Raw genomic sequence first — 9,365 nt, 5'->3', positions numbered from 1 at the left:
CTTTAGGACATTTCTACTTTGGTAGAATAGGACATTTCTATTTTGGTATTACACCGCGGCAACTTGACACCACGGCAAGTAATTTGTCGTACAGCAGGTCAACCGTCCTCTTAGTAACCAATGGCCTTAGGCTCAAAAAAAAAGGCCGGGGATAAACCCGGCCTTTAAATATATTACAGGTGACTTATTGGCAAGTTACTAACGAAGCTACTCCGGCAAAATCCTTTTGGGTCGTTGCGCCTGAGGATGTGGTTACTGTGGTCACGCGCGTATATGTGCCCTTGAACGTATTCGGATTCAGGGTCATGTGTATGAGGGTAACGTTCAACTGAGGACCAACCGCCGCGTCAGAATAACCCGTAATGCCGGTTATGTGTAGTTTGGCTTCAAATTTAGTGGTACTCGTCAGGGAAAAGCTTCCGTCTACAAGCTGCATGTTTGTCACGAATGGAGACGCGGTGTAAACCTGTGCCTTTATTCCGGATGCCGCCCAGTAATTCCTGCCTAACGAGCTTGACGAATCGTTGTCGCCGACATACGACAGGCCCAGCTTCATATATGAGTAGGAGCTCGCTGTGCTGTCAGTCAGCAGCCAGCAGTACTCCGTTGCCTCGCTCCTTTCCATGCCCAATGCCAGTACACATAACATCAACACTACAGTTGCTGCCAATACCCTTATTACTTTCATCAAATGGCCTCCTTTTTGTATGTTTTAAGAACCTTTATCTTTTTTTCTCCACCCTTACAGGTGAAGATAATCCCCTACATAACTACGGACATATGGCAGGCATCGCCATCCCTGAAAATTTTGCCTCTGACGAATTTACCCTATAATAATAACCGGTAAACGTCGCATCCAACATAAAGTGCACATCCTCAACCAACAACGAGGTTGTATTTGGTACCAACGGTCCCATTACGCCTAGCGACATCATGTAGCCCGAACCTGTAGATTCCAGATCGCCCGAAACCAACTGTGTCGAAGTCGTCGCACCCGCACGGGTGGTTACAGTCTTTGATCCCGATAACGAATAGTGCCCGCCGTCGAACATCACCGCTCCAACCCTTAAAAAATATACCTCATTGGACTTGCCGTCATCCATGTTCCAGCATAAGTCCGACCCAACTATGTACGCAAACGCCGACGCGCTTAACCCTACCACAATAACAAAGGCCGCCAACACTATCTTCAATGCTTTCATTAAATGCCCTCCTGTTTATTCTTCTTCGCCTGCCCTATGGACAAACGGTTTTCAGTTCAGTCTAATATGATGAACATACTGTAAGCGTTGCTACCCCGTCATACCTGGACTCTGATGTGTTCGTGGAGGCGTAGTCGGTAAACGTACGATAGTAAACCCCGCTCATTAACCCCGCGTCTAACAACATCTGAATACGTGTTGCGGATAAATCAGTCGTCCCACCGCCGACACTGGTCAAAGATATGGCCACTGTGCTCACCTTGGTTGTGCTGTTGCTCGTTACCGCCAACGGCCCGCCCACTTCCGAGACGCTTAACGCCGCGAAGGTAGTGGCGCTATAAACTGTGTCTGTGCCGGACATCAAATAGTGTCCGTTTCCATAATTCGCCAACGACAGTCTGAGGTAATGAATCTGAGCCGCGTTACCATCCTGGGCTACCCAACAATATGCAGCCGCCTGCGCATGTGTGTTTATAACCAACACACTTGCCAACACCAACACCAGTACTGCCAAACCCTTTAGTACTTTCATCTAAGTCCTCCTGTTGTTTTTCCGGCCTTATCAGCCGCTGTTGTTTTCCGGCCTTATTGGCCGCTGTTATTTAGTTTATATTATGCCTGGCCTTCGCTACCGTAAGACTATGGAAGGCAAGGTTCGGGTAGTATACCACTTTTCTAAAACTAAGTAAAGTTTTTTTTATAAATATTTATGTTAAAAGCGCACACAGCCGCCGCGTGCTCATAATTAACACACCCATGCACACGCAAAAGTAAATCTGCTACTAAAAAATATTTAGAAAATATATACTTAGATGATATATAATTAAACAGCAGAGCAGAGGGCAAGGCATGAAATCAAATATCAAAAGCAAAATGGCAATAGCGGCGGTATACATCATACTGTGTCTTTGGCCAGCGCTGATGGGCGTGGCCCGCGCCGCAGGCAGCGAAGTCACAGTTATTAAGTTAAGCGGCGCTATCGGCCCGGTGTCATCGGAGTATGTCGCAAAATCAATAGAGAAGGCCGGAAAGGCTGGAGCGGCTGCCCTGATAATAGAGCTGGATACGCCGGGTGGGCTGGACACGTCCATGAGGCAGATAGTAAAGGATATTAACGGCAGCAAAACACCGGTTGTCGTCTATGTGTGGCCGTCGGGGGCGCGCGCGGCCAGCGCCGGTGTGTTTATCACAATGGCTGCCAACATAGCGGCTATGGCGCCGGGCACAAACATTGGGGCGGCACACCCGGTGACAATCGCTGGGAAGATGGATAGGACCACGTCTGATAAGGCTGAAAACGACGCCGTTGCCTATATAAAGGCGATTGCACAGGCGAGGGCCAGCTCAGGCAGGAGAAACGCGGCATGGGCTGAGGAGGCCGTAAGGAAAAGCGTTTCCCTGACAGCGGCGGAGGCCCTCAGGCAGGGCGTCATAGATGTGGTTGCCGATGACCTCGGTGACTTGCTGAAAAAAATAGACGGCAAGCAGATAAAAATGGACAACAACACGGCCATTGTCCTCAACACCTCAAAGGCCGCGGTTGTAAGAGACGAGATGGGGTGGCGTCTGACTATTTTAGGCCTGATCTCAGACCCTAATGTGGCCTACATACTGATGTTGATAGGGATGTATGGCCTGTTTTTTGAGCTATCAAATCCGGGGGCAGTGTTTCCGGGCATAGCCGGTGGGATTTCATTGATTCTATCGTTTTACGCCTTTCAGACGCTGCCAGTGAATTACGCGGGATTGTTTCTTATCCTGCTTGCCCTTGTGATGTTTGTCTTAGAGCTAAAGGTTGTCTCACACGGGGCACTGACAATAGGAGGGATAATTTCAATGACCATGGGGGCGTTGATGCTGTTTGAGGAGTCGTCGCCGTTTTTCAGGCTGTCCTTGTATATAATCGCCATATCGGTTATAGTAACCGTAGTGTTTTTCAGCGTGATTGTGGGGCTTTCGTATCGGGCATACAGGAGAAGGCCGATTAACGGCGTGGATGGCCTTGTGGGCGCTGTGGGTACTGCGGTAGAAGTTATAGACAAAGACGGTGGGATGGCCATGGTAAACGGGGCGCTGTGGCAGTGCGGGAGCGACACCCCGATTGACAAGGGGAGGCGTGTCAGGGTCGTGGAGATAACGGGCTTAAGGCTTAAAGTAACGCCTGAATTATAAACATGGATGGGATACTTATACATCTGATTCAAGTCAGTTTATGGAGGACAGTTGCTATGATAACAGGGTCATCGGGTTTGTTTGTGCTGATGTTGGTGGTGTTTTTCTTATGGAGTGCTATAAAAATCCTGAACGAGTACGAAAGGGGTGTTGTATTCAGGCTTGGAAGGGTTATTCCCGTCAAAGGGCCGGGGCTGGTGATAATCCTGCCCGGAGTTGACAAGCTCGTCAGAATCAGCCTGAGGACAATAACAATGGATGTGCCGTCACAAGACGTAATAACACGTGATAACGTATCGGTTAAGGTAAATGCCGTTGTGTATTTCAAGGTAATAGACCCTATAAAGGCGGTAACTGAAATAGAGGATTATTACTTCGCCACAAGCCAGATAGCCCAGACCACACTAAGAAGCGTACTTGGACAGGGGCACCTTGATGATTTACTGTCAAAGCGAGACGAGATAAACGTTGACCTTCAGCGCATAATAGATGCCCAGACCGAGCCGTGGGGGATAAAAGTTACCGCGGTTGAGACAAAGAACGTTGATTTGCCGGTTGAGATGCAAAGGGCCATCGCAAAACAGGCCGAGGCCGAAAGAGAAAGACGGGCGAAGGTTATCCACGCCGAGGGTGAGTTGCAGGCATCAGAAAAACTCACTGAAGCGGCCAGGACACTCTCCGCCGTACCCTCCGCCCTGCAGTTAAGGTATCTGCAAACCCTGTCTGAGATAGCGGTGGAGAAAAACTCGACGATTATATTCCCGCTGCCTATTGAGCTTATCAGGCCATTTCTTTCGGGCATGTCTGAAAATAAATGACCGCGGCCAGGAGCGGTAAAAGGTGCGGTGAAAACAGTGGAGACAGTTGACACGGTGTTGTAAGAGATGGCACACCCTGAGCTGAGCGGACTTACCTTACTCATAGCCGGAGGCGGCCCAGATGCCTTTACCGCCGTTGAAGAGGCGTTTAAGGAATGCGGTGGGGCGGTGTTTCGGGTGGACATCCCTGGAGACGCACTGAAGTTCGTTGCCCACAGGGCGGTTGATGTGGTACTTGCCGATGCCGCCCTATTCGATACAAAGACACAGGAACTGATAGATTCGTTAGCCCAAAAGGCCGTTGTGTATCTTGCCACAGACAGCTCAAATGGAGATGGCCCGGAGATATTTACCCCCGGCGTAGAGGACTACATAAGTAAGCAGATAGACCCTAAACGTTTTATACAGATGGTCGGGGCGCGCCTCGTGAAGCGCCAGGGCGGCAGTACCGCCCTCACAGTGACAGACCCGCTGATAAATAAACTGCGGCCATATTTTTTATTTCGCTCCCCGGCGATGAGAGAAGCCCTTGAGAACCTGCCGGCGATTGCCGCGTCGAATCAAACGGTGCTGATTTCCGGTGAGACCGGCACGGGAAAGGAGATAGTGGCGCGCGCGATTCATGTGTTAAGCAAACGGGCGGGCGGGCCGTTTATGGCGGTCAACTGCGGGGCTATCCCGGAGGGACTTATTGAGGGTGAGCTATTCGGACACGAAAAAGGGGCATTTACGGGGGCGGCGAAGACGAGGAAAGGAAAATTCGAAGCGGCCAGCAACGGCACCCTGTTCCTTGACGAGATAGGCGACATGCCGCTTCTGCTGCAGGTGCGCCTGCTGCGCGTCCTTGAGGAGCGCCACATATACCGCGTAGGCGGCGAACGCCCAATCCCTATAAATGTGCGCGTCATAGCGGCCACACGGGTCGGCCTGAAACAGGCGGTTGCCGACGGCCTGTTTCGCGAGGACCTGTACTATCGCCTGAATATCCTGCGCATACACCTGCCCCCGCTCTGGCAGCGCGTGGAGGACATTGCGTATCTCGCATTTCACTTCCTTGGACGTGCGTTTGCTGAAATGGGCATTCACCCGCCCTATCCGCCCCTATCGCCGGCCTCCATAGACCTCATTGAGGGTCTGCCGTGGAAAGGCAATGTACGTGAGCTTCGAAACGTGATGACCAGAGTGGCCACAGTCCTGCCACACGATACAAAACAGGTGCTGCCAATACATCTCACCCCGCACCTTGAAGACGCGGAGCCGCGGCCTTGCATCCTTGAAAACGACAAGAGGGATTTCAGCGGGGACGCCATATATATCCCCATAGGAACCCCGCTGCCGGAGGCCGAGGATATAATCATCAGAGAAACGCTCAAACGCACCGGCAACAACCGCACGCAAACGGCGAAGATACTAAAGATAGGGCTACGCACCCTGCGCCGCAAACTAAGCGAAGGCGGCCAAAATGACCCATAGGCCATAATGGCCTACCACCCTACCCTTTTATAGTAACCTATGGTTTTGCCGCGACTTAGCCATCAGATAGGCCATTTTGGCCTACCCAATTCAGTCATAAATTTTTACAATTAAGCTAACCACCTGATAACAAAGAGTTTTATCTTCTGGCACGATATTTGCTTCATACATGTAAAGGAGCAAAAACGGGGTTGTAAACCCTGACTATATAATACCATGAAGGAGGTTAGCGAACATGTTACTTTCAGATCTGGCAGGACTTACAAGGGGTGGCTTCGCAGGCGGCCCGTACAGATGGCATGGATATGACACGATTCAAAACAGGATGAAGCAGATGCAGGACGAGATGCAGAGGCTTGTCTCAGGTTTAAACGAACGCCCGGCAACGGCGAGGGAGTTTCCGGCGATAAACCTTTGGACAAATGAAGAGGAAGTCCTCGTAACGGCTGAGCTGCCGGGTGTCAACACCGAAGACCTCGACATCACAGTAGTGGGCAGGACGCTTACATTAAAGGGTACGCGCGGGACGGCTGAGGAGGCCAAAGACGACGAGTGTTGCCATCGCCGGGAGTGTCGCTACGGGAATTTCGCAAGGGCAATTGAGCTGCCATATGAAGTGGACGGGCAGAAGGTCGGCGCGAAGCTGCAAAAGGGCGTTCTAACGGTAACGCTGCCGAGGGCAGAGGCCGATAAACCTAAGAAAATCACGATAACAGCAAACTAAACCTAAGGAGGTACTTTAATATGGCAGATACTTTAGACATCGAGAAGAAAGAGGCAGAGACACACGACGGCACTGAGCACACAAGGGCGGTAAAGGTGTACACCCCGGCGGTTGACATAGTGGAAAAGACAAACGAGATAGTTGTAACGGCGGACATGCCGGGCGTGGACGATAAGACAATAGACATAACGCTTGAGAAAAACGTCCTGACGATATACGGCAAAGTTGATTTAGATGTGCCGGAGAAGTACCGCGCCTCATACGTGGAATACGGGATAGGCGATTACCGCAGGAGTTTCACTCTGTCAGAGGAAGTGGACAGGCAGCGCATAGAGGCAACGGTGAAAAACGGTGTGTTAAAACTGGTATTACCAAAGGCCGAAGCCGTTAAGACGAAGAAGATTGAAGTCAGGGCGGCGTAAAGCAAACAGGAGTTGACAGGAGGTGAATAGCATGAAATTAAAAGACCTTGTACCGTGGGGATTTAATAAAAACAATGTCCCCGCGAGGCGTGAGGACAAAGACCCATTCACGGCCTTACAGCGGCAGATGAGCGATGTCTTTAACGGAGTTTTCAGGGGTTTTGACATGGATCCCTTTTGGGGCGGTGCCATGGGATTCAACCCAAGCGTCAATGTGGTGGAGACCGACACCGAGATAAAGGTAACGGCGGAGCTTCCCGGCATGGACGAAAAAGACATTGACGTCTCCCTTACGAAGGACACGCTGACGCTGAAAGGACAAAAGAAAGAGGAGAAGGAGGACAAGGGCTCGAACTACTATCACATGGAGCGCTCCTACGGGTCGTTCGTGAGGACAATACCGCTGGTGTGTGAGATAGACGACGCCAAAGTGGAAGCGGAGTTTAAAAAGGGAATCCTGACGATAAAGCTGCCCAAGACAGCCGAGGCGGTCAAAGAAACAAAGAAGGTAGCGGTGAAATCAGCGTAACCCACTACCCTCTTCAAACGAGCCGCAAAACGGGGAAGGCCACCCTTCCCCGTTTTACTACTGGCAACGCTAAAACGTCAGACCCTGCCGCTCAAGGAGCATTTCACCGAGGAAAGTACCCGGTTTTATCTCGGAGTTCGGGATTAGTTCTGCCTTGTCAAGCTCATAGTGCTTAACGCAAGAGGCGCATATATAAAACTTCGCGCCTAAATCCTCGGTAAGTGTCGTTATCAGGTCTGAGACCGGCGAGAATTGATCCTTGTTCTGCCAGACGAGGGTGTCAGAAAAACCCTTCTTCGCCAACAGAACCCCCTTATCCATAAGAAAAAAGTCCAACTGCGTATCAAACGCCTTCATATTGACGGCAAGCTGCAAGGCCCCCGCCGCTATGTCAGGGTTATCGAATGAATGAGTAATGATGAACACGAATTTCTTGTCTGCCATGGAAAAAACCTCCTTTGTTGTGATTTTTATCTATAACGAAGTTGTTATAACATGTTGTCCGATAAGTTGTAGCTATTGCAGATTATTTAATGAAAGACTTAAACATTACAAACATGGCCGCTAATTGGCCTGCCCAAAATATAAACATCCACTTTAAGGTTTCAGCTTTAGTGTCGCCAATTTTCTCTACAAGTTTGGTTTCAAGCCTGGCGAGGTCTTCTTTGGTGGCTAAGTCCTTACGCGATGTTGATTCAGCATCGTTGAGGACTTTTATCAGGCCGTCAGTGGCCTCATCGCCTAACTTCTCACGTAACGGTTTAGGTATCGCTATCACGCTCATAATCAAAGCATAACACAAGGAAAAATTTTAGTCAACCGGCGAGAATTGATCATTGTTTTGCCAAACATCAAATGAATAAGAGACTTCTTGTCTATTGTAGTATTTGAATCTCTCGGTCAAGAGTTACCTTAAAGCGTTCATAAACCGTATCCTCAATCAGTTTTGCAAAGTCTATGACCTCCGAAAATGTTGCATCGTCATAGTTAACAATTGCAAGCGTATGATTTGGAGCCAGCCCAACACGTCCTTTTCTGAAGCCCTTACCAAAACAATTATCAATGAGAAAAGCGGCTGAGACTTTTACCTCAGCGTCAGATTGCGGCCAATACCAGTTTCTGTTTGGTGCGGCAACATTTAGGACGCCCGCTATCTCATCAAAATGGCCGCCTGACACAACAGGGTTCTTAAAGAATGACCCCGCGCACTTAAACCCGCGATAGCCGTCCATTTGCAGCATTCCCTTGTGCTCTCTGATTTTTAGAACAGCCGTTCTGATCTCTTGTAAGGTTACATCGGTGTCTTTCAGAAAATATTTCTCCAAATCATGATACCTGACACTTGGTTTACCAACACGCTTTAAAGCAAATTTAACTGATATAATTATATACTTACCGAAGGCTTCAGAATTAAACAGGCTTTTTCTGTAGGAAAAATTACATTGGGCGTTACTAAACCTGACGGTGTTCCCGTCGGCAGTATCAACCGCAACGACTTCATGAATCAGACTTTCCACCGACTGCCCGTACGCGCCGATGTTTTGAACCGGCGATGCCCCCACTGTCCCAGGTATTCCTGAAAGACACTCAACCCCAAAAAGATTCTCACCAACGCATTCACTTACAAAACTGTCCCAAACAACACCTGCCCCACAGGTTTTATAAACATTCTCCCCATCTGTGGCAGTATCAGATTCTGTGTTTGCAATATGAACTACCAGGCCGTCGTAGCCTCTGTCACTTACCAGAAGATTACTGCCGCCGCCCAGGACATAAAATGGGATGCCATGCCGTTTTGCAAGTTCAACAGATTCACAAACGCCGCCGGGGCTCTCCGCCTTTATATAAAACCTCGCCGCCCCTCCTATTTTAAAAGTCGTAAGGCCAGACAGAGGATAGTCTTTTAAAACATTTAATTTCATACGCGAGTATAATAACAATCAAAGAGGTATTTTGGCAAATCCTTTGTTATACCCAAGCTCCGATATAGAAATTTGCACCTATTGATAAAAGGGTTTTTGAAAG

General features: G+C 49.4%; 12 protein-coding genes. 6 read left to right on the top strand and 6 right to left on the bottom strand.

The features are described 5' to 3' along the window. Positions 1 to 184: 184 nt before the first annotated feature. The 3 genes from AB7D94_RS14660 to AB7D94_RS14650 all read right to left on the bottom strand — a co-directional run bounded on the left by AB7D94_RS14660 (position 185) and on the right by AB7D94_RS14650 (position 1,734). Positions 185 to 688: a hypothetical protein gene (locus tag AB7D94_RS14660; protein ID WP_420266699.1), complete on the bottom strand. Its 504-nt coding sequence runs from the start codon at positions 686 to 688 to the stop codon at positions 185 to 187. 82 nt (positions 689 to 770) lie between these two features. After that, on the bottom strand, positions 771 to 1,202 hold the full coding sequence (locus AB7D94_RS14655) for a hypothetical protein (RefSeq protein ID WP_420266698.1): 432 nt from the start codon (positions 1,200 to 1,202) through the stop codon (positions 771 to 773). A 61-nt stretch (positions 1,203 to 1,263) separates the two neighbouring features. Next, complete coding sequence (locus AB7D94_RS14650; protein WP_420266696.1) at positions 1,264 to 1,734, bottom strand: hypothetical protein; 471 nt, start codon at positions 1,732 to 1,734, stop codon at positions 1,264 to 1,266. A 317-nt stretch (positions 1,735 to 2,051) separates the two neighbouring features. Between AB7D94_RS14650 and AB7D94_RS14645 the strand changes: the two genes are divergently transcribed. From AB7D94_RS14645 to AB7D94_RS14620, 6 genes are all read left to right on the top strand, one after another. Continuing rightward, on the top strand, positions 2,052 to 3,374 hold the full coding sequence (locus AB7D94_RS14645; RefSeq protein WP_420266695.1) for an NfeD family protein: 1,323 nt from the start codon (positions 2,052 to 2,054) through the stop codon (positions 3,372 to 3,374). A gap of 56 nt (positions 3,375 to 3,430) precedes the next feature. Further along, positions 3,431 to 4,192, top strand: a complete 762-nt coding sequence (locus AB7D94_RS14640) for a slipin family protein (protein ID WP_420266694.1) — start codon at positions 3,431 to 3,433, stop codon at positions 4,190 to 4,192. Positions 4,193 to 4,258: 66 nt separating this feature from the next. Then, positions 4,259 to 5,665, top strand: coding sequence for a sigma-54 dependent transcriptional regulator (locus tag AB7D94_RS14635; protein ID WP_420266693.1), 1,407 nt, complete (start codon positions 4,259 to 4,261; stop codon positions 5,663 to 5,665). Positions 5,666 to 5,900: 235 nt separating this feature from the next. Beyond that, entirely contained in the window at positions 5,901 to 6,389 is a 489-nt protein-coding gene (locus AB7D94_RS14630; RefSeq protein WP_420266692.1) for an Hsp20/alpha crystallin family protein, read from the top strand. Between the two features lie 20 nt (positions 6,390 to 6,409). After that, positions 6,410 to 6,811, top strand: coding sequence for an Hsp20/alpha crystallin family protein (locus AB7D94_RS14625; RefSeq protein WP_420266691.1), 402 nt, complete (start codon positions 6,410 to 6,412; stop codon positions 6,809 to 6,811). Between the two features lie 31 nt (positions 6,812 to 6,842). Beyond that, the gene (locus AB7D94_RS14620; protein ID WP_420266690.1) at positions 6,843 to 7,340 is read left to right on the top strand and encodes an Hsp20/alpha crystallin family protein; all 498 of its coding nucleotides are present in this window, start codon (positions 6,843 to 6,845) and stop codon (positions 7,338 to 7,340) included. A 69-nt stretch (positions 7,341 to 7,409) separates the two neighbouring features. On the opposite strand, the gene AB7D94_RS14615 is transcribed toward AB7D94_RS14620, so the two are convergent. From AB7D94_RS14615 to AB7D94_RS14605, 3 genes are all read right to left on the bottom strand, one after another. Then, a complete protein-coding gene (locus AB7D94_RS14615; protein WP_420266689.1) occupies positions 7,410 to 7,784 on the bottom strand; it encodes a DsrE family protein in 375 nt (124 codons plus the stop codon). An 82-nt stretch (positions 7,785 to 7,866) separates the two neighbouring features. Next, complete coding sequence (locus AB7D94_RS14610) at positions 7,867 to 8,124, bottom strand: LA_3696 family protein (protein ID WP_420266688.1); 258 nt, start codon at positions 8,122 to 8,124, stop codon at positions 7,867 to 7,869. A gap of 91 nt (positions 8,125 to 8,215) precedes the next feature. Next, positions 8,216 to 9,262: a UDP-N-acetylmuramate dehydrogenase gene (locus AB7D94_RS14605; RefSeq protein WP_420266687.1), complete on the bottom strand. Its 1,047-nt coding sequence runs from the start codon at positions 9,260 to 9,262 to the stop codon at positions 8,216 to 8,218. Positions 9,263 to 9,365: the final 103 nt, after the last annotated feature.

The sequence above is a fragment of the Candidatus Magnetominusculus dajiuhuensis genome (genome assembly GCF_046044395.1).
Lineage (GTDB): Bacteria > Nitrospirota > Thermodesulfovibrionia > Thermodesulfovibrionales > Magnetobacteriaceae > Magnetominusculus > Magnetominusculus dajiuhuensis.
Note: the sequence above shows the minus strand (reverse complement) of the source record. Positions and strands in the feature narration are given on the sequence as shown.